The sequence below is a fragment of the Rahnella sp. RcJ3 genome (assembly GCF_009498575.1).
Taxonomy (GTDB): domain Bacteria; phylum Pseudomonadota; class Gammaproteobacteria; order Enterobacterales; family Enterobacteriaceae; genus Rahnella; species Rahnella aceris.
In genome coordinates, this window is record NZ_QSNX01000035.1 from 1 (window position 1) to 18,941 (window position 18,941).

The 18,941-nt window shown below is 52.5% G+C and carries 16 protein-coding genes and 1 riboswitch; of the genes, 9 read left to right on the forward strand and 7 right to left on the reverse strand.

Annotation, left to right across the window (positions count from 1 at the left end; all coding sequences use genetic code 11):
* The first annotated feature begins 387 nt into the window (after nt 1-387).
* Nucleotides 388-1,977 (forward strand): bifunctional phosphoribosylaminoimidazolecarboxamide formyltransferase/IMP cyclohydrolase, encoded by a 1,590-nt coding sequence (gene purH / locus DXU84_RS24160; protein ID WP_013577393.1) that lies wholly within the window; start codon nt 388-390, stop codon nt 1,975-1,977.
* 45 nt (nt 1,978-2,022) lie between these two features.
* The gene (gene purD, locus DXU84_RS24165; RefSeq protein ID WP_153376796.1) at nt 2,023-3,312 is read left to right on the forward strand and encodes a phosphoribosylamine--glycine ligase; all 1,290 of its coding nucleotides are present in this window, start codon (nt 2,023-2,025) and stop codon (nt 3,310-3,312) included.
* A 219-nt stretch (nt 3,313-3,531) separates the two neighbouring features.
* Here the strand turns inward: purD and DXU84_RS24170 are convergent, their stop codons facing one another.
* The 6 genes from DXU84_RS24170 to nudC form a co-directional block, all read right to left on the reverse strand.
* Entirely contained in the window at nt 3,532-4,218 is a 687-nt protein-coding gene (locus DXU84_RS24170; RefSeq protein ID WP_370447469.1) for a DUF1481 domain-containing protein, read from the reverse strand.
* An 18-nt stretch (nt 4,219-4,236) separates the two neighbouring features.
* Nucleotides 4,237-4,509 carry a nucleoid-associated protein HU-alpha gene (gene hupA / locus DXU84_RS24175; protein WP_013577396.1) on the reverse strand — a complete coding sequence of 91 codons (273 nt, stop codon included), beginning with the start codon at nt 4,507-4,509 and terminating at the stop codon, nt 4,237-4,239.
* A 190-nt stretch (nt 4,510-4,699) separates the two neighbouring features.
* On the reverse strand, nt 4,700-5,290 hold the full coding sequence (locus tag DXU84_RS24180) for a YjaG family protein (protein WP_013577397.1): 591 nt from the start codon (nt 5,288-5,290) through the stop codon (nt 4,700-4,702).
* Between the two features lie 70 nt (nt 5,291-5,360).
* Nucleotides 5,361-6,041, reverse strand: coding sequence for a deoxyribonuclease V (gene nfi, locus DXU84_RS24185; protein ID WP_037035724.1), 681 nt, complete (start codon nt 6,039-6,041; stop codon nt 5,361-5,363).
* Nucleotides 6,042-6,050: 9 nt separating this feature from the next.
* Entirely contained in the window at nt 6,051-7,115 is a 1,065-nt protein-coding gene (hemE, locus tag DXU84_RS24190; RefSeq protein WP_013577399.1) for a uroporphyrinogen decarboxylase, read from the reverse strand.
* Between the two features lie 71 nt (nt 7,116-7,186).
* Nucleotides 7,187-7,963, reverse strand: coding sequence for an NAD(+) diphosphatase (gene nudC, locus DXU84_RS24195; RefSeq protein WP_013577400.1), 777 nt, complete (start codon nt 7,961-7,963; stop codon nt 7,187-7,189).
* Between the two features lie 99 nt (nt 7,964-8,062).
* On the opposite strand from nudC, the gene DXU84_RS24200 reads away from it, so the two are divergent.
* The 7 genes from DXU84_RS24200 to thiH all read left to right on the forward strand — a co-directional run bounded on the left by DXU84_RS24200 (nt 8,063) and on the right by thiH (nt 14,410).
* Complete coding sequence (locus DXU84_RS24200; RefSeq protein ID WP_013577401.1) at nt 8,063-8,578, forward strand: Rsd/AlgQ family anti-sigma factor; 516 nt, start codon at nt 8,063-8,065, stop codon at nt 8,576-8,578.
* Nucleotides 8,579-8,651: 73 nt separating this feature from the next.
* Nucleotides 8,652-8,778: riboswitch (TPP riboswitch) on the forward strand.
* Nucleotides 8,779-8,900: 122 nt separating this feature from the next.
* Nucleotides 8,901-10,865: a phosphomethylpyrimidine synthase ThiC gene (gene thiC, locus DXU84_RS24205; RefSeq protein ID WP_153376798.1), complete on the forward strand. Its 1,965-nt coding sequence runs from the start codon at nt 8,901-8,903 to the stop codon at nt 10,863-10,865.
* The gene (gene thiE, locus DXU84_RS24210; RefSeq protein ID WP_013577403.1) at nt 10,862-11,515 is read left to right on the forward strand and encodes a thiamine phosphate synthase; all 654 of its coding nucleotides are present in this window, start codon (nt 10,862-10,864) and stop codon (nt 11,513-11,515) included. Before thiC ends, thiE begins: the two co-directional genes overlap by 4 nt.
* Nucleotides 11,508-12,257, forward strand: coding sequence for a HesA/MoeB/ThiF family protein (locus DXU84_RS24215; RefSeq protein WP_013577404.1), 750 nt, complete (start codon nt 11,508-11,510; stop codon nt 12,255-12,257). Before thiE ends, DXU84_RS24215 begins: the two co-directional genes overlap by 8 nt.
* Nucleotides 12,254-12,454 carry a sulfur carrier protein ThiS gene (thiS, locus tag DXU84_RS24220; protein WP_037035715.1) on the forward strand — a complete coding sequence of 67 codons (201 nt, stop codon included), beginning with the start codon at nt 12,254-12,256 and terminating at the stop codon, nt 12,452-12,454. Before DXU84_RS24215 ends, thiS begins: the two co-directional genes overlap by 4 nt.
* Nucleotide 12,455: 1 nt before the next feature.
* A complete protein-coding gene (locus DXU84_RS24225) occupies nt 12,456-13,235 on the forward strand; it encodes a thiazole synthase (protein WP_013577406.1) in 780 nt (259 codons plus the stop codon).
* The gene (thiH, locus tag DXU84_RS24230; protein WP_013577407.1) at nt 13,232-14,410 is read left to right on the forward strand and encodes a 2-iminoacetate synthase ThiH; all 1,179 of its coding nucleotides are present in this window, start codon (nt 13,232-13,234) and stop codon (nt 14,408-14,410) included. Before DXU84_RS24225 ends, thiH begins: the two co-directional genes overlap by 4 nt.
* A gap of 231 nt (nt 14,411-14,641) precedes the next feature.
* Here the strand turns inward: thiH and rpoC are convergent, their stop codons facing one another.
* A complete protein-coding gene (gene rpoC, locus DXU84_RS24235; protein ID WP_013577408.1) occupies nt 14,642-18,862 on the reverse strand; it encodes a DNA-directed RNA polymerase subunit beta' in 4,221 nt (1,406 codons plus the stop codon).
* Between the last annotated feature and the right edge of the window lie 79 nt (nt 18,863-18,941).

Consider the following 18,941-nt stretch of genomic DNA (forward strand, 5'->3'; position numbering starts at 1 on the left):
CGTGATGTTGTTCACGTTGTTCCCTGTCGATGGAGCGGCATTATAGGGAGTTCTCAGCAGGCCGCAAGGGCTAATTTTAAGAAAAAACACCGTTTGCTGCATTACACAGCAAACCCACTGCTTATACCGTGTTTTGCACAGATTTATCCACAGAGGCACAGGAATCTCAAATTTTGCGAGCGTCGCGCAATCGTTTTCGCTACAATTTCGCGCGTCAGTTTTCACTGCCCTTTAGGGGTAATAAATGAAAAGTCAGTCGCCGAAGGGAAGTTATCCAAGCTCAATCCCGCGTTTTTCTGCAAATTGCTCTATATAAAGAGAAGAAAAGCGTCATTGAATTCAGATAACGCTCTTTACTGCGACTCCAAAGCCAAGGATATAACCACCATGCAACAATCTCGTCCAATCCGCCGTGCCCTGCTCAGTGTTTCTGACAAAGCCGGTATCGTAGAATTCGCCCAGGCTCTGTCTTCGCGTGGCGTTGAATTACTTTCCACTGGCGGCACCGCCAGCCTGTTGGCGAAAGCCGGCCTGCCAGTCACTGAAGTCTCTGACTACACCGGCTTCCCGGAAATGATGGATGGACGCGTCAAAACCCTGCACCCGAAAGTTCACGGTGGCATCCTCGGTCGTCGCGGGAAAGATGATGAAATCATGGCACAACATTCCATTGCGCCAATCGACATGGTGGTCGTTAACCTTTATCCGTTCGCACAAACCGTCGCACGTCCAGATTGTTCACTGGAAGATGCGGTAGAAAACATTGATATCGGCGGCCCTACCATGGTTCGCTCGGCAGCGAAGAACCATAAAGATGTGGCGATCGTAGTAAAGAGCAGCGATTACGCTTCTATTATTGAAGAGATGGATGCCAACAACAGCTCGCTGACGCTGGCGACTCGTTTCAACCTGGCGATTAAAGCCTTTGAACACACCGCCTCTTACGACGGCATGATTGCTAACTACTTTGGCACGATGGTTCCGGCTTACCACGGTGATACTGAATCGGCTTCCGGCCAGTTCCCGCGCACACTGAATCTCAGCTATATAAAGAAACAAGATATGCGTTATGGCGAGAACAGCCATCAGAACGCTGCCTTCTATATAGAAGAGAACGTCAGCGAAGCTTCGGTTGCCACTTCTACCCAGCTGCAGGGCAAAGCACTTTCCTATAACAACATTGCGGATACCGATGCGGCTCTGGAATGTGTGAAAGAGTTTGCTGAACCGGCCTGCGTCATTGTCAAACACGCCAACCCTTGCGGCGTTGCTATCGGCGACAGCATACTGGCAGCTTATGAACGCGCCTATCAGACTGACCCGACCTCAGCTTTCGGCGGCATTATCGCCTTCAACCGTGAACTGGATGCTGAAACGGCAAAAGCGATCATCAGCCGTCAGTTTGTGGAAGTGATCATCGCACCATCGGTAAGTGCCGAGGCACTGACACTCACCGCCGCGAAACAAAACGTTCGTGTACTGACCTGCGGACAATGGGAAGGTCGCCAGAAAGCGCTCGACTTCAAACGTGTTAACGGCGGCCTGCTGGTTCAGGATCGCGATTTGGGTATGGTTGATACCGCTGATCTGCGTGTGGTATCCGAGCGCCAGCCGACAGAGCAGGAACTGACAGATGCCCTGTTCTGCTGGAAAGTCGCAAAATTCGTCAAATCCAACGCCATTGTGTATGCCCGAGACAAAATGACCATCGGTATCGGCGCAGGCCAGATGAGCCGCGTTTACTCCGCTAAAATTGCCGGTATTAAAGCCGCTGACGAAGGCCTGGAAGTAGCCGGTTCCGTAATGGCTTCTGATGCCTTCTTCCCGTTCCGCGACGGTATCGACGCTGCGGCAGCGGTAGGTATTACCTGTGTTATCCAGCCAGGCGGTTCTATCCGTGACGATGAAGTGATCGCCGCGGCAAACGAACACGGCATTGCGATGCTGTTCACCGACATGCGCCACTTCCGTCATTAATTTTCTTTTAGCGGGTGCGTTGCGCCCGCTCACCGGAGTCTTCGAATGAATATTTTAATTATCGGTAACGGCGGGCGTGAACATGCACTGGCATGGAAGGCATCGCAGTCACCTTTGGCTGATAAAGTCTTTGTTGCACCAGGCAACGCCGGTACCGCGCTGGAACCGTTACTGGAAAACGTTGATATCGCCGCAACGGATATCGCCGGTTTGGTGGCTTTCGCTAAAAGTCATGACATCGGCCTGACCATTGTTGGCCCTGAAGCGCCGCTGGTGATTGGCGTGGTTGATGCTTTCCGTGCAGCCGGTCTGAAAATTTTTGGCCCGACGCAGGAAGCCGCGCAACTGGAAGGTTCTAAAGCCTTCACTAAGGATTTTCTGGCTCGCCATAACATCCCAAGTGCCGATTATCAGAACTTCACCGAAATCGAACCCGCCCTGGCTTATCTGCGCAGCAAAGGCACACCGATAGTCATCAAAGCCGATGGTCTGGCAGCAGGTAAAGGCGTCATTGTTGCGATGACGTTGAAAGAAGCGGAAGACGCCGTTCACGACATGCTGGCGGGAAATGCTTTCGGTGATGCAGGTCATCGCATTGTTATCGAGGAATTCCTCGATGGCGAAGAAGCCAGTTTCATCGTCATGGTCGACGGCAGCAATGTGTTACCGATGGCGACCAGTCAGGATCACAAACGCGTGGGTGACGGCGACAGCGGTCCGAACACGGGCGGCATGGGAGCCTATTCTCCGGCGCCGGTCGTAACCGATGAAATCCATCAACGCGTGATGGATCAGGTCATCTGGCCGACTGTTCGCGGTATGGCGGCGGAAAATAACACTTATACCGGTTTCCTGTATGCCGGTCTGATGATTTCAGCCGACGGCCAGCCGAAAGTGATCGAGTTCAACTGCCGTTTCGGCGATCCGGAAACTCAGCCGATCATGTTACGTCTGCGTTCTGATCTTGTGGATTTATGCCTGGCCGGTGCTGAAGGTCGTCTGGGTGATAAAACATCTGAGTGGGATCCGCGCCCGTCTCTGGGTGTCGTGCTCGCAGCCGGTGGCTATCCTGCTGATTATAAAACCGGAGACGTTATTCATGGCCTGCCGCTGGAAGAAGTGCCGGATGGTAAAGTCTTCCACGCCGGGACCCGTTTGCAGGATGAACGTGTGGTCACTAATGGCGGTCGCGTGTTATGTGTGACGGCATTGGGTAAAACGGTGGAAGCAGCCCAGGCACGCGCTTATGATTTAGCGAAAGACATTCATTGGGAAGGTAGTTTCTGCCGCAAAGACATCGGTTATCGCGCCATCGACCGCGAACGTAATCAGTAATTACATCTCACCCGACGATCAAAAAAGGCACGCTTCGGCGTAATGCCGGTCACTTAAGGAAATGAGGCCCGTGAATTTGGGCCTTCGATGAAGAAAAATAGCGCTATAAGCCTGATTCCTTCATTATCCTTTGAAGCACAAAAATGAATTTGTATTCATAAAAATGCTTAAGTGACCGGCATTACGCTTCGGCGTGCCTTTTCAATAGTGAAAACGGGATCAGAGATCAGACTCTTTTGGTTCCCATTTACAGAAATCTTCATTGGCGACCAGCAACAGTTCGTTGCCTTGCGGAGCCGTCAGCCAGGCTAAGCCCAGATTATCATTACTTCGGCTGGCCCGTTTCGCCAGCCAGACCTGTGAACGGACAGTCAGTGCCGGCGTCACCTGCTCACCTGCGCAGGTCGTTATTAACCCTTTGCGCCAGCGTGCCTGGACCAGCCTGACATTCCCTGCCCGCAGCGCATTGCTCAGATCGAGGATTTTTGACGCTTCATATTTATAGCGTTCGATTTCGTCTGACGATAACTTCTCGCGGCGCTCAGGGAGTTGTCGCTGCATAAAGCTAACGTTGCCACCCTCGTCAAAACGCAGCATGACACCCAAATCAGTTTTAGTCGCATGGGTTTCTTTAATCAGGTGCAATTGCCCCTGCTGGAATTCGTATCGGGTAATAATTGTATCGCCGCCGTAATAGGGGCTATAGACGTTGAGAATGGTTTGAGGCTCGTGCTGTGCGCTGTCTTCGCGCCAGAGCCGGTTGATACCTTGATCAGCGACATAGCCGCTGGCAAAGAATAACTCAGGGCCTTTTTTAGAACTGCAACCCACCAGACCGAGCACCAGTAAACCTGCTACCAGTCCGGGGGTGATAAACTGAAGGGCCTTAAAGGCCCCCCCGCTTATTCTTTTCACTGCAAGCAATTACTTAACAGCGTCTTTCAGAGCTTTACCAGAAACGAACGCAGGCACGTTTGCAGCTGCGATTTTGATTTCTTTACCAGTCTGTGGGTTACGACCAGTACGCTCGTTACGATGATTTACCTTGAAAGTCCCGAAACCAACTAATTGTACAGCATCACCTTCTTTCAGAGACTCGGTAATAGCAGACAGGGTAGATTCAAGAGCAACTTTGGCCTGTGCTTTGGAAAGATCAGCTTTGTCCGCAATTACATCAATCAGTTGAGTCTTGTTCATAAGTTATCCTTTACAGTGTGTTTATCGTTTGCAAAGCATCAAGTGCGACGGATATGCCGATTGACAGCACCCTCCTGCATACACGCACCGATAGCCACTTTTTTTACGCCCCCCAAATGTAGACCAGACAGGGTGCGGATGTGAAGCCTTAAGGCACGACAAATCAGGCGTTAAATCACGTTTTCTTGCCTTATTGCGCTAAATTTATGCCAATGTTACTGACAGCAGCTTCACGCAGGTCAGAACGTAACCCTTTTATTAATTCCAGGTCACGCTCCTCACAGTCAGCCAACAGGCGAAAAATCTCCCATTGGATGTCCCATTCTTCTTCAACGGCAGGAATGACTTTGAGTTCTTCATCGGTCATTTCTTTCCCGGCCTGAGTCATTTCCAGCATCGCGACAGTACGAATTGACGTCTCACTGACGGCAACCGCGTGAGACAGCGTTTCGCCACTCAGACGCGAATGAATCAGTTCGCCTAATGCAATACACGCATCAATGGCCGGATAAACCCCATAGATGTCGTAATCATCAGAAGAAGGCACCGCTTCCTCCAGTTTTTCGAGCTGTGAGTCAAAATTGACCTTGGCGTCTTTTACCACCAGCGTTTCCCAAATTAAATCCAGGATGCGGCGGTAAAGCTGTGGTTCGCCAAACCCGGTTTCCAGGCAAAATGCCTGATAGTTCGGATACATGCGTTCACACAAGCTCGCCATAAACGTCACGTGTTGCCAGCTTTCCAGCTTTTCGAGACGTAAATGAATTGGATTACGTAACATGAGTTGATCTCGTTAACTTTTCTGCGCGGGAGTTTACCTGAAATAAATCAATATCCCTATTCCTTGATTCCTAAAGATCATCACTCAACCGTTGCCAGCGTTGAAACGCCGCCCGGTTTGATGCCACAGCATCCGCCCAACGGGTAGGCTCCGGCAGACGATATTGCCTTATGCACTGTTCGACCCAATAAAACGATGAATCCATGCTGATACGATTACCGGGTGAGATGAATAATGGATTACAGCGTAGCTTGCTGCGCCACACCCAGCCAATCTGTTCATCCCCTTCGTACAGCGCCTGGCGGCTGTGTAGTTCATCGCCTAATGGCAGGAACTGACCGCATAGACGACTTTTCGCCACACCAATCGTCGGCACGTCGATCATCAGACCAAAGTGACTGGCAACGCCGAGACGGCGCGGATGCGCGATCCCTTGCCCGTCGACAAAAACCAAATCAGGCTGCAATGAGAGTTGCTGCCAGGCTTGCAGCAGTGCGGGAAGTTCGCGGAAGGAAAGGAAACCGGGAATGTATGGCATAACAGTGGGAATGCGGGCAATCTGATATTCCACCAGTTCCAGCGTTGGGTAGCGCAAAACAGCCACCGCCGCACGTGTCACCTCACCGCCCTGTTCGAAACCGACATCCACTCCCGCGATCAACGCGGGAGTGGTAAATCCTGGCGGATCCTGCAGTTCGATCTGATCTGCGAGGATCCGTTGTTCTTCACGTAAAGCACGGGTATCGATCATACCGGGATTTCACTCGTGATATTGCCGGGACAGGCTATGCACCGCTTCCACAAAGGCACCCGCATTTTCCGGCGGGACATCCTGATGAATGCCGTGGCCCAGATTGAACACATGACCATTGCCTTTGCCGAAACCGGCCAGAATGGTCTCCACTTCCTGTTCTATACGCACTGGCGAGGCATACAACATTGAAGGATCCATGTTGCCCTGAATCGCGACTTTGTCACCCACACGACGGCGTGCATCGGCAATATCGGTGGTCCAGTCCAGACCCAGCGCGTCGCACCCCGTTGCGGCCATCGCTTCCAGCCACTGACCACCGCCTTTGGTAAACAGAGTCACCGGCACACGACGTCCTTCGTTTTCACGGATCAGACCATCAACAATTTTGTGCATATAGTTCAGGGAGAATTCGCGGTAATCGCGAGGAGTCAACACGCCGCCCCAGGTGTCAAAAATCATCACAGACTGGGCGCCAGCTTTGATCTGTGCATTAAGGTAAAGAATGACGCTGTCTGCCACTTTATCGAGTAACAGATGCATAGTCGCCGGATCGGCGTACATCATCTTTTTGATTTTGGTGAAGGCTTTACTGCTGCCCCCTTCTACCATATACGTCGCCAGCGTCCACGGGCTGCCGGAGAAACCGATAAGCGGCACTTCACCTTGCAGGTTTTTACGGATGGTACGCACGGCATTCATGACATACCCGAGTTCCATTTCAGGATCCGGAACCGGCAGTTTTTCGACATCGGCACGATTCGTCAGTGGTGAAGAAAAACGCGGGCCTTCACCGGCTTCAAAATAGAGCCCCAGCCCCATCGCATCAGGAATGGTCAGGATGTCAGAGAACAGGATCGCCGCATCCAGCGGATAGCGACGAAGCGGCTGCAAAGTCACTTCACAGGCCAGCTCGGCATTCTTGCACAGCGACATAAAATCACCGGCTTCAGCGCGGGTTGCTTTGTACTCCGGCAAATAACGACCAGCCTGACGCATCATCCAGACCGGTGTAATGTCCACTGGCTGACGTAACAAAGCACGCAGGTAGCGGTCGTTTTTCAACTCATTCATTCTTGCTCTTTCCTTCAGTATTCGGGCCGCCCGACAATCATCTGACAGCATTCTATCACGTAAAATCGCCTCTACTCTTCGTGTTCGGCACGACAAAGGGCAACGGTGTCTTCAATCAGGCGGCGCGCAATCGTCCCGGGCGGTGGCAACTGCGGCAATGCATCAAAGCGATACCAATTCGCGTTAAGCAACTCTTTCGGGTCATGTTGTATGTCGCCACTGTCGTAATCCGCCATAAATGCCATCATCAGCGAATTGGGGAACGGCCAGGGCTGGGAACTGATGTAACGGACATTTTTCACCCGGATGTTACTTTCTTCCATCACTTCACGTGCCACAGTTTCTTCCAGCGTTTCTCCGACTTCCACGAAACCCGCCAGAACCGTGTGAATACCATTACGATGGCGGACATGCTGCGCAAGCAAAATCTCATCCCCCTTACGGATAGCCACAATGATGCAGGGCGCAATCTGCGGATAATAGCGTTCGCGACAGTGCCCGCAGAGTGCAGCCCACTCGGTTTTGCTGACGTGCATTTCATGTCCGCAGTAACCACAAAACTTGTGAGAACGGTAAAATTCTGACAACTGCACACCACGCCCGACCAACTGGAATAATCCGCGATCCTGATCCAGCAACTGACGGGCGGAAACCATATGGTTTGGCATCGTCTGACGAACCAGCCAGACAGGTTCGCCCTGCCATTCGCCGATCTGCCGCGCTGTTTTACCGGTCAGAGAAAATTGTGCGGCGCTGCCAAACGGCAGTTCACCCTCAGGCAGCCATAGCTTGCCTTCCTGGCTGATGATCCACCAACCGTTGTGTTGCTCAGTAATCTGTAATTCCATAATTGTTGTTGCATAACCTCGTCGGGACTGACAATCTGAGTAAGATATTTACATATTAGTAACTTTTGGTTACTTTTTTTGTCGCTCACGGAGTCAACCATGCTAAATCGTCTGGAAAGACTGACCCAACGCGTTGGTGGCAGTAATGAGTTAGTGGATCAATGGCTGCACGCACGCAAAGAACTGCTGGTTTCGTACTGCACTTTCGTCGGTCTGAAACCCAATAAAGAAAAACATACACCTTTGAATGAAAAGGCGCTGGACAGTTTTTGCCATCATCTGGTCGACTATCTTTCTGCCGGGCATTTTCATCTCTATCCACGCATCATTGAAGAAGTCGATGGCGCAGGCAGCCCGAAAAAAGTACAGGCGGCAAAAATCTACCCTGCTCTGGAGCTGAATACTGAAGCTATCATGGCTTTCCATGACAGTTACACAGAAACTGATATTGACGATGACAATGCTTTCGCGTTTCACTATGCATTATCGGATATCGGTGAGGCATTAGATGCCCGTTTTCAACTGGAAGATCAATTAATTATCATGGCTTTTGAGCCAGCCCCGGAGAGTGTGCCACCTTCGGAAAATGAACCTGATCTCGCCAGACCGGCTTAACACGTTGCCACAATAAAACCCTGCTCAGGGTTATGGTTTTACTTGTAGTTTAAAAAAACGCCTCCTATATTGAGGCTTCTTGTCGGAGTGCCTAGCGCATAATTTTCTGTTGAGAATTACGCCAGGCTGAGACCGTTAATTCGGGATCCGCGGAACCTGATCGGGTTAGTACCCGCGAAGGGAACAAGAGTAATGTTATGCGTTCAGCGCAATCAGGCATCTGCCTGCATAAGGCCGCCCGTGCTGCACCGCCCATTTTTACTCCTGCCGTAAACCTCCTGACAAGCAATTTTCCATCACGTTTTTTTGCGAGGAATTTGCTATGTCGAGTACCCAAAAACCCGTTATTTCTGAAAAGAAACCGTCAAATCGCCGTGAACAACGCGCGCAGGCACAATCGTTTATCGACAGCTTGCAGGGCGAAGCTTTCCCCAACTCCCGGCGTATTTATCTTGAAGCTGACCGCGAAGATATCCGCGTGCCGATGCGTGAAATCCAGCTCAGCCCGACGCTGGTCGGCGGCGGCAAAGACAATCCGCAGTTCGAAGAAAACGAAGCAATTCCTGTTTACGACACCGCCGGACCTTACGGTGATCCGGCGGCAGTTATCGACGTGCATACCGGTCTGGGAAAATTACGCGCCCGCTGGATAAACGAGCGTGCGGACACGCAGGAACTTTCACAGGTCAGTTCCGGTTTTACTCAGCAGCGGCTGGCGGATGACGGGCTGGACCACCTCCGCTTCGAACACCTGCCGCGCCCGCGCAAAGCCATTGCGGGTAAAAATGTCACGCAACTGCATTACGCCCGCAAAGGCATCATCACACCTGAGATGGAATTTATCGCCATTCGCGAAAATATGGGGCGTGAACGGATCCGCGGCGAGGTTCTGCGCCAGCAACATCCCGGCGAAAGCTTTGGCGCGCATCTGCCCGCCAGTATCACTGCAGAGTTTGTGCGACAGGAAGTGGCAGCCGGGCGCGCGATTATTCCCGCCAACATTAACCACCCTGAATCAGAGCCGATGATCATCGGGCGTAATTTCCTGGTGAAAGTGAACGCTAATATCGGCAACTCGGCGGTGACATCTTCCATCGAAGAAGAAGTGGAGAAACTGGTGTGGTCGACACGCTGGGGCGCGGACACCGTAATGGATCTCTCCACCGGACGTTATATACATGAAACCCGTGAATGGATCCTGCGTAACAGTCCGGTACCGATCGGCACCGTGCCGATTTATCAGGCCCTGGAAAAAGTGAACGGTGTGGCCGAAGATCTGAACTGGGAAATATTCCGCGATACATTGCTTGAACAGGCCGAGCAAGGCGTCGATTACTTCACCATTCACGCCGGTGTGTTGCTGCGTTATGTGCCGATGACCGCCAAACGCCTGACCGGGATCGTGTCGCGCGGCGGTTCGATCATGGCGAAATGGTGTCTGTCACATCATCGCGAAAGCTTCCTGTTTGAGCATTTCCGCAAGATCTGTGAAATCTGCGCCGCCTATGATGTCTCGCTTTCATTGGGCGACGGCCTGCGTCCGGGTTCGATTCAGGATGCCAATGACGAAGCACAATTCGCCGAATTACGCACGCTGGGCGAACTGACCAAAATTGCCTGGGAATACGATGTTCAGGTGATGATCGAAGGTCCGGGACATGTGCCGATGCAGATGATCCGCCGCAACATGACCGAAGAACTCGAGCATTGTCACGAAGCCCCGTTCTATACCCTTGGTCCGCTGACTACCGATATCGCGCCGGGTTACGATCACTTTACGTCCGGTATTGGCGCCGCGATGATTGGCTGGTTTGGCTGCGCCATGCTCTGTTATGTCACGCCGAAAGAGCATCTGGGCCTGCCGAACAAAGAAGACGTTAAGCAGGGTTTGATTACCTACAAAATCGCAGCACACGCTGCCGATTTAGCCAAAGGCCATCCGGGTGCCCAAATCCGCGATAACGCCATGTCAAAAGCGCGTTTCGAATTCCGCTGGGAAGATCAGTTTAATCTGGCTCTCGATCCGGCAACGGCACGCGCCTACCACGATGAAACGCTGCCGCAGGAATCCGGCAAAGTTGCACACTTCTGCTCGATGTGTGGCCCGAAATTCTGCTCGATGAAAATCACTCAGGAAGTTCGCGATTACGCCGCTGCGCTTGAAGCCAAAGCCCAGCCAATAGAACTCGTTGAATCCGGTATGGCGCAGATGTCTGCCGAATTCCGTTCGCGCGGCGGTGAGCTTTATCACCCGGCCGATAACCTCAGTTCGGAGAGCAGCAAATGAATCCGTCCTCTCAATCCTTTCCTGCCGTTCCATTCCACCTCGGTTTATATCCGGTCGTTGATACCGTGGAATGGATTGCCCGTCTGCTGGACGCGGGCGTTAAAACACTGCAACTGCGTGTGAAAGATTTGCCTGATGAGCAAGCCGAGCCAGCAATTATTGATGCCATCGCGCTCGGTAAAAAATATCAGGCCCGGTTATTCATCAACGATTACTGGCGTCTGGCGGTCAAGCATCAGGCGTATGGGGTGCATTTGGGTCAGGAAGATCTGGATACTGCCGATCTTGAGGCTATCCGTCAGGCCGGCTTACGGCTGGGCGTTTCCACGCATGACGATGCTGAAATGGCACGCGCTGTCGCGGTGAATCCTTCGTACATCGCCCTCGGCCATATCTTCCCGACGCAGACCAAAGATATGCCTTCGGCGCCGCAAGGGCTGGCAGAACTCACCCGACATGTTAAGAAGCTCGATGGCAGCTTTCCGACGGTGGCCATTGGTGGGATCAGCATCGACCGCGCGGCGTCGGTTCTCGACTGCGGCGTCGGCAGTATAGCCGTCGTCAGTGCCATTACTCAGGCGGCGGACTGGCGTGCAGCGACGGCACAACTGCTGGCCTTATGCGCCAGCAAGGTGCCGCAAGATGCTTAACGATGCGGCTTTTATGCGCTACAGCCGCCAGTTGATGCTGGAGGAATTCGGTCCGCTGGCACAGGAAAAATTACAGGCGGCGAAAGTACTGATTGTCGGCCTTGGTGGCCTCGGCTCTCCCGCAGCCTTGTACCTGGCAGCAGCAGGCGTAGGTAAGCTGATTCTGGCCGATGACGATCAATTGCATATCACCAATCTTCAGCGGCAAATCCTCTACCGTACGGCAGATCTCGATCAGCCCAAAGCCGTTCTGGCAAAGCGTGAACTGCTGCGCCTGAATCCGCTTTGCGAAGCCGTGGCCATCACGGAACGTCTGTCGGGAGAAGCATTGACCCGTGCCGTATCGGACGCCGATATCGTTCTGGATTGCAGCGATAACATGGAAACCCGGCATGCAGTTAATAAAGTTTGTGTGGATGCCGGTAAAACCTTGATCAGCGGCAGCGCCGTCGGATTCAGCGGACAACTTCTGGTTATTGAAGCCCCTTACGCTCACGGTTGTTACGCCTGTTTATATCCGGATCAGGAAACCGTACAGCGCAACTGCCGTACATCCGGCGTGCTCGGCCCGGTGGTCGGTACCATTGGTACATTGCAGGCACTGGAAGCGCTGAAGATTCTGGCTGGTATGCCTTCTGTACTGAGCGGCAAATTACGTCTGTTCGATGGAAAAACGCAAAACTGGCGTTCACTGCAACTCACGCGTTCATCTGCCTGTGCCATCTGCGGAGGCCACGTGTGAACATTCTGGTCAATGATGAACCACACCAATTCAGTCAACCGCTCACGTTACTAAACCTGCTCAATTTGCTGGCGTTAAACCCTGCAGGCAGCGCACTGGCGGTTAACCAGGTCATTATCCCCCGTGATAACTGGCCAGCTCATTTACTGGAAGACGGTGATGAGATCTTGCTCTTTCAGGCGATAGCCGGAGGCTGACATGTTAAAAATTGCTGATACCACATTCACGTCGCACCTTTTTACCGGAACAGGAAAATTCGCCAGTCCGGCGTTGATGCAACAGGCGCTTGAAGCATCTGGCTCTCAGCTGGTGACTATGGCGATGAAACGCATCGATCTGCGTCGCGGAGGTGATGATATTCTGTCTCCTCTGCAACAGCTCGGCATCCGTTTGCTGCCCAATACATCGGGCGCTAAAACAGCTGAAGAGGCAGTATTTGCCGCACAACTGGCAAGAGAAGCACTGGGCACAAACTGGGTGAAACTTGAAATTCATCCCGACGTAAAATATCTGCTGCCCGATGCCGTTGAAACATTGAAAGCCGCAGAGATTCTGGTGAAACAGGGATTTGTTGTTTTGCCGTATTGCAGCGCAGATCCGGTGCTGTGTAAACGTCTGGAAGAAGCGGGCTGCGCCGCCGTCATGCCGCTGGGTGCGCCGATCGGTTCCAATCAGGGGCTGCAAACCCGTGATTTTCTGCAAATCATCATCGAGCAGGCTCGCATTCCGGTCGTTGTTGATGCTGGCATTGGTGCACCAAGCCAGGCCGCTGAAGCGCTGGAAATGGGGGCCGATGCCGTGCTGGTCAATACGGCGATTGCTGTCGCAGGTGATCCGGTTGCTATGGCAACGGCATTCAGGCTGGCCGTTCAGGCCGGGATTATCGCCCGTCAAAGCGGATTAGGCGGCAGACAACGACACGCCAGCGCATCCAGCCCGCTGACCGGTTTCCTCAATACCTCGCAGGTGTTGTCATGAATAACTTCACAGATGTGTGGTCAACGCTGGACTGGGATGATATTTCACTGCGTATCAATAGCAAAACATCCCGTGATGTCGAACAGGCGCTCAGCCGCAACAAAATCAGTCGTGAAGATTTCATGGCATTGATTTCTCCCGCCGCGCTGCCTTACCTGGAACCGATGGCGCAACGCGCGCAACAACTCACGCGCCAGCGATTCGGCAATACGGTGAATTTCTTCGCGCCATTGTATTTATCCAATCTTTGCGCCAACGAATGTACGTATTGCGGCTTTTCGATGAGCAATAAAATCAAACGTAAAACGCTGGACGAAGATGAAATCAGGCGGGAATGCGAAGCGCTGAATGCGCTGGGTTTCAAACATCTGTTGCTGGTCACCGGCGAACATAAGGGAAAGGTCGGCATGGACTATTTCCGCCGTCATTTCCCCGCGATCAGAAGCCATTTCGATTCACTGATGATTGAGGTTCAGCCGCTGCAACAGGAAGAATATGCTGAGCTGAAAACGCTGGGGCTGGATGGCGTGCTGGTTTATCAGGAAACCTATCACGCGCCTACCTATGCTTTGCATCATCTTCGCGGACAGAAACAGGATTTCTTCTGGCGGCTGGAAACACCAGACCGGCTCGGGCGTGCGGGAATCGACAAAATCGGTTTGGGGGCGCTGTTCGGACTTTCTGGCAACTGGAGGACTGACAGCTATATGGTGGCCGAACATTTGTTGTATCTGCAACAAACCTACTGGCAAAGTCGCTATTCGGTGGCGTTTCCAAGACTGCGACCTTGTACCGGTGGCATCGAACCGGCTTCCCTGCTGGAAGAAAATCAGCTGTTACAACTGATTTGCGCTTTCAGAATGCTCGCGCCGGATGTCGAGCTCTCACTGTCGACACGCGAATCCCCCTATTTCCGGGATCACGTTATTCCGCTGGCGATCAACACTGTCAGTGCAGGATCTAAAACACAGCCCGGTGGCTATGCCGATAATCATCCTGAACTTGAACAATTTGCACCGCACGACAACCGTTCACCTCAGCACGTAGCGAACGCATTGACCCGAGCCGGGCTGCAACCGGTCTGGAAAGACTGGGACAGTTTTTTGGGGCGCGTCTCGCAGGAAAATGTCGCCGGATGGCAAACAAGTAAACTCTCAGGAATGCAGATTCCATAAAGTAATTTTGCCCCTCGCACCAGCAGGCCAGGAGCATTAATGTGCTTTTGCCACTGCATATTCGCAACTGGCCGGCGCCACTCATCCCGGCGCTGCTTCCAAATAGCCGGAACAGGTTATCGTCCAGTTCCCTGTTCCGGCTCCTCTTTTCAGATCGTTTCAACTCGCACACTTCAGGCAAAAAAAAACCGCTCCCGAAGGAGCGGTTCTATGCGTTTCGACAGAAGACGATTAATCGTCGCTGTTACCGAAACCTGCGTTCAGCAGTTCAGCCAGGTTAGCCGTTGCTTCATCCGCGCTGACTTGCGGTACAACTGGCACTTCGCCTTGTGCTTTACGGCGTGCACGATCCTGGTGATAAGCGTAACCGGTACCGGCTGGGATCAGACGGCCAACGATAACGTTCTCTTTCAGGCCACGCAGTTCATCACGTTTACCCGCAACAGCGGCTTCGGTAAGAACGCGCGTGGTTTCCTGGAACGACGCTGCAGAGATGAAGGATTCGGTCGCCAAAGAGGCTTTGGTGATACCGAGCAGATCACGGGTAAAGGTCGCCGTGATTTTGCCTTCAGCTTCCAGCTGGCGGTTAGCGATTTTAACGCGGGACATTTCTGCCTGCTCGCCTTCCAGGAAGTCAGTGCCACCAGCGCTAACGATGGTGCCTTTACGCAACATCTGACGAACGATAACTTCGATGTGTTTATCGTTAATCTTAACGCCTTGCAGACGGTAAACTTCCTGCACTTCGTTGGTGATGTAGCGGGTAACCGCGTGAACACCACGTAAACGCAGAATGTCGTGCGGAGACTCAGGGCCGTCAGATACGACGTCACCACGTTCCACAACTTCGCCTTCGAACACGTTCAGCTGACGCCATTTAGGAATCATTTCTTCGTAAGCATCGCTGCCATCCAACGGAGAAATTACCAGACGACGTTTGCCTTTGGTTTCTTTACCGAAGGAGATGATCCCGCTGATTTCAGCAAGGATTGCAGGCTCTTTCGGACGACGTGCTTCGAACAGATCAGCAACGCGTGGCAGACCACCGGTGATGTCCTTGGTACCGCCGGATTCCTGAGGAATACGCGCCAGGGTGTCACCAGAGTGGATCTGAGTACCATCTTCCAGCTGAACAATCGCTTTACCTGGCAGGAAGTATTGAGCAGGCATATCAGTACCTGGGATCAATACGTCGTCGCCTTTAGCATCAACGATTTTCAGTGCAGGACGCAGATCTTTACCGCTACCGGTACGCTCTGCAGAGTCCAGAACCACCAGAGAAGACAAACCGGTCAGGTCGTCGGTCTGGCGGGTAATGGTCTGAGTATCCACCATATCGGCAAAGCGAATGAAACCACTCACTTCACTGATAACTGGCATTGTGTGCGGATCCCAGTTAGCCACGGTTTCGCCGCCGTTAACAGATGCACCATCACCTTTGCCCATCACGGAACCGTAAGGCACTTTATAGCTTTCTTTGGTACGACCGAATTCGTCGATCAATTTCAGCTCAGTGTTACGGGAAGTGATAACCAGTTTGCCGTTAGAGTTGCTAACATGCTTGTGGTTGCTCAGCTTAATGGTACCGGTGTTCTTAACCTGAATGCTGGATTCTGCTGCCGCACGAGATGCTGCACCACCGATGTGGAACGTACGCATCGTCAGCTGGGTACCCGGCTCACCGATGGACTGTGCTGCAATAACACCGATCGCTTCACCTTTGTTGATGATGTGACCACGTGCCAGGTCGCGACCGTAGCAGTTTGCACACACACCAAAGTCGGTTTCGCAACTTACGACTGAACGTACTTTCACACTGTCGACAGAGTTCTCTTCTAACAGATCACACGTCTTCTCGTGAAGCAGGGTGTTACGTGGAACCAGGATATCCGCCGTACCCGGCTTGAGGATATCTTCTGCAGTCACACGACCCAGCACACGTTCGCGCAGTGGTTCTTTAACGTCGCCACCTTCGATGACAGGAGTCATCATGATGCCTTCGTGAGTACCACAGTCGTCTTCGGTCACGACCAGATCCTGTGCCACGTCAACCAGACGACGGGTCAGATAACCGGAGTTAGCCGTTTTCAGTGCGGTATCCGCCAAACCTTTACGAGCACCGTGAGTAGAGATGAAGTACTGGAGTACGTTCAGACCTTCACGGAAGTTCGCGGTGATTGGCGTTTCAATGATGGAACCATCTGGTTTCGCCATCAGGCCACGCATACCAGCCAGCTGACGAATCTGTGCAGCAGAACCACGCGCACCGGAGTCGGCCATCATAAAGATACTGTTGAAGGAAACCTGCTGTTCAACAACACCGTCACGGTTGACGACGTCTTCAACAGACAAGTTTTCCATCATTGCCTTAGCAACACGTTCGTTGGCCGCAGCCCAGATGTCGATCACTTTGTTATAGCGTTCGCCAGCAGTGACCAGACCAGACTGGAACTGTTCCTGGATTTCAGCAACTTCGGTTTCTGCTTCTTCGATGATCTCTGCTTTCTTCGCAGGGATTACCATGTCATCGATACCTACTGACGCGCCTGAACGGGCAGCGTAAGCAAAACCGGTGTACATGATCTGGTCAGCAAAAATAACGGTCGGCTTCAGGCCCAAAATGCGGTAACAGGTGTTCAGCATTTTGGAGATAGCTTTTTTGCCCAGAGGCTGGTTGACGATCGAGAACGGCAGACCTTTTGGCACGATCATCCACAGGATGGCGCGACCGACAGTCGTGTCGATAATCGACGTCTTGTGCGTAACTTCGCCTTCGGTATTTTTGATCTCTTCGGTGATACGCACTTTGACACGCGCATGCAGAGAGGCCAGACCGCCGCGATAAATACGCTCAGCTTCTTTAGGACCGGTCAGAACCATGCCTTCGCCTTTGGCGTTAACACAGTCACGGGTCATATAGTACAGACCCAATACAACGTCCTGAGAAGGAACGATGATTGGCTCGCCGTTCGCAGGTGACAGGATGTTGTTGGTAGACATCATCAACGCACGCGCTTCCAGCTGGGCTTCCAGCGTCAACGGTACGTGAACAGCCATCTGGTCACCATCGAAGTCGGCGTTATATGCCGCACAAACCAGCGGGTGCAGCTGGATTGCTTTACCTTCGATCAGAACCGGTTCAAACGCCTGGATACCCAAACGGTGCAGGGTTGGTGCACGGTTCAGCAGTACCGGGTGTTCGCGGATAACTTCGTCCAGGATATCCCAAACGACAGCTTCTTCGCGCTCAACCATTTTCTTAGCGGCTTTGATGGTGGTGGCCAGGCCACGCAGTTCCAGCTTGCCGTAAATGAACGGTTTGAACAGTTCCAGTGCCATTTTCTTCGGCAGACCACACTGGTGCAGACGCAGGTATGGACCTACGGTGATAACGGAACGACCCGAGTAGTCGACACGTTTACCCAGCAGGTTCTGACGGAAACGACCCTGTTTACCTTTAATCATGTCTGCCAGAGATTTCAGCGGACGCTTGTTAGAGCCGGTGATTGCACGACCGCGACGGCCGTTATCCAGCAAAGCATCTACCGCTTCTTGCAGCATACGTTTTTCGTTACGTACGATGATGTCTGGCGCAGCCAGATCCAGCAGGCGTTTCAGACGGTTGTTACGGTTGATAACGCGACGATACAGATCGTTCAGATCTGACGTTGCGAAACGGCCGCCGTCCAACGGAACCAATGGACGCAAGTCTGGCGGCAGTACCGGCAGCACAGTCAGGATCATCCACTCTGGTTTGTTACCAGACTGAACGAACGCTTCCAGCAGCTTGATACGCTTGGTCAGCTTCTTACGTTTGGTTTCGGAGTTGGTTTCGTTCAACTCTTCACGCAGTTGCTCGCACTCTGCTTCCAGGTCCATGTTTTTCAACAGAGCCTGAATTGCTTCCGCACCCATCTTCGCGTCGAACTCATCACCAAACTCTTCCAACGCATCCAGATACTGCTCTTCAGTCAGGATCTGGCGTTTTTCGAGGTTAGTCATGCCGCCTTCGATAACCACATAGGATTCGAAGTACAGAACACGTTCGATGTCACGCAGTGGCATATCCAGCAGCAAACCGATGCGCGATGGCAGCGATTTCAGGAACCAGATGTGTGCAGTCGGGGAAGCCAGTTCGATGTGGCCCATACGCTCACGGCGTACTTTAGTCTGGGTCACTTCAACGCCGCACTTCTCGCAGATCACGCCGCGATGTTTTAAACGCTTGTACTTACCGCACAGGCATTCGTAGTCTTTTACTGGTCCGAAAATACGGGCACAGAAAAGGCCGTCACGTTCTGGTTTGAACGTACGGTAGTTAATGGTTTCTGGCTTCTTAACTTCACCAAAAGACCAAGAACGGATCATGTCTGGCGATGCCAGAGCAATTTTGATCGCATCAAACTCTTCGGTCTTAGTTTGCGCTTTCAGAAACTTTAGTAAGTCTTTCACGGATTGGCTCCCGTCGGGTTAGACCTGTTAGGCACCTGGTCTGTATTGATTAACAGGCAGGTGCCCCTGTGATCAGTGC

Excerpts from the sequence above, each read along its gene's own strand:
- purH (WP_013577393.1), top strand. The coding sequence starts at position 388 with ATGCAACAATCTCGTCCAATCCGCCGTGCCCTGCTCAGTGTTTCTGAC.
- purD (WP_153376796.1), top strand. The coding sequence starts at position 2,023 with ATGAATATTTTAATTATCGGTAACGGCGGGCGTGAACATGCACTGGCA.
- hupA (WP_013577396.1), bottom strand. The coding sequence starts at position 4,509 with ATGAACAAGACTCAACTGATTGATGTAATTGCGGACAAAGCTGATCTT.
- DXU84_RS24180 (WP_013577397.1), bottom strand. The coding sequence starts at position 5,290 with ATGTTACGTAATCCAATTCATTTACGTCTCGAAAAGCTGGAAAGCTGG.
- nfi (WP_037035724.1), bottom strand. The coding sequence starts at position 6,041 with ATGATCGATACCCGTGCTTTACGTGAAGAACAACGGATCCTCGCAGAT.
- hemE (WP_013577399.1), bottom strand. The coding sequence starts at position 7,115 with ATGAATGAGTTGAAAAACGACCGCTACCTGCGTGCTTTGTTACGTCAG.
- nudC (WP_013577400.1), bottom strand. The coding sequence starts at position 7,963 with ATGGAATTACAGATTACTGAGCAACACAACGGTTGGTGGATCATCAGC.
- DXU84_RS24200 (WP_013577401.1), top strand. The coding sequence starts at position 8,063 with ATGCTAAATCGTCTGGAAAGACTGACCCAACGCGTTGGTGGCAGTAAT.
- thiC (WP_153376798.1), top strand. The coding sequence starts at position 8,901 with ATGTCGAGTACCCAAAAACCCGTTATTTCTGAAAAGAAACCGTCAAAT.
- thiE (WP_013577403.1), top strand. The coding sequence starts at position 10,862 with ATGAATCCGTCCTCTCAATCCTTTCCTGCCGTTCCATTCCACCTCGGT.
- DXU84_RS24215 (WP_013577404.1), top strand. The coding sequence starts at position 11,508 with ATGCTTAACGATGCGGCTTTTATGCGCTACAGCCGCCAGTTGATGCTG.
- DXU84_RS24225 (WP_013577406.1), top strand. The coding sequence starts at position 12,456 with ATGTTAAAAATTGCTGATACCACATTCACGTCGCACCTTTTTACCGGA.
- thiH (WP_013577407.1), top strand. The coding sequence starts at position 13,232 with ATGAATAACTTCACAGATGTGTGGTCAACGCTGGACTGGGATGATATT.